This is a genomic window from Undibacterium sp. Xuan67W, from assembly GCF_049340165.1.
In the GTDB taxonomy this organism is placed as follows: Bacteria; Pseudomonadota; Gammaproteobacteria; order Burkholderiales; family Burkholderiaceae_D; genus Undibacterium.
The window spans coordinates 1-814 of the sequence record NZ_JBMPPN010000058.1; the positions used below are offsets into that span (position 1 = coordinate 1).

2 protein-coding genes and 1 pseudogene are annotated in these 814 nt (G+C 46.2%); all 3 read right to left on the bottom strand.

Features of this window, described 5'->3' with window-relative positions; all coding sequences use genetic code 11:
* On the bottom strand, positions 1-88 hold an 88-nt coding region (locus ACO0LE_RS20235), incomplete at its 3' end, for a hypothetical protein (protein WP_422962125.1).
* Positions 62-472: pseudogene (locus ACO0LE_RS20240) on the bottom strand (IS3 family transposase); the annotation flags it as partial. The gene ACO0LE_RS20235 and the pseudogene ACO0LE_RS20240, both read right to left, overlap by 27 nt.
* Positions 472-750: a transposase gene (locus ACO0LE_RS20245; protein ID WP_422962124.1), complete on the bottom strand. Its 279-nt coding sequence runs from the start codon at positions 748-750 to the stop codon at positions 472-474. The pseudogene ACO0LE_RS20240 and the gene ACO0LE_RS20245, both read right to left, overlap by 1 nt.
* Positions 751-814 lie beyond the last annotated feature (64 nt).

Below are 814 nucleotides of genomic sequence, written 5' to 3' on the forward strand. Positions count from 1 at the left end.
AGCCAATGATACGTCTTGAAAATAGATCCAAAACAGTAGCCACATAGAGAAATCCTTCGTATGTGCGAACATAGGTGATGTCACTCACCCATGATTTATTGGGTGCGTCAGGATTAAACTCTCGGTTCAATAAATTGGCCGCAATTTTGCCGGTACTTCCACCTTTGATGTAACGGCGCTTATAGCCAATTTGCGCTCTTATTCGATGACGGCGCATAATCTTTGCAACGCGGTGCACGCTGCAGGTCTCGCCAGCATCTCGTAAGTCACGATAGATCCACGGGCTACCGTATGTTCCACCACTTGCCAAGTAATGTTCTTTAATGAGCGAGAGCAATCGACTATCTTCCTGCTCACGAGCGGATATTGGCTGCTTTAACCACGCGTAATATCCGCTGCGATGAACCTTGAACACTTCGCACATGGTCTGCACCGAATGCTCTTTCTTGTGTGAGGAGATAAACGCGTACTTTACCCGTGTTCCCTCGCAAAGTACGCGGCGGCCTTTTTTAGTATATCTCGCTCTTCTGTCACGCGTCTGAGTTCTGCTTTGAGTCGAGCTATTTCTGCTTGCTCATCAATTTGAGCAGCCTGCCGGGGTTGTGGTTGCTTGTATTTACTTAGCCAAGCGTAAAGGCTATGTGTTGTCGTTCCTAATCGCTCCGCGACTTCCGCAACAGAATAACCTCGTTCCGTTACCTGCTTAATCGCTTCTTTTTTAAATTCTTCAGTAAATCGTTTGCCAGACATAAGCACCTCTTCTTTGAACTAGATTATGAGGCTTAAATCTGTATAGTGAAAGCTGGGAAGTTCA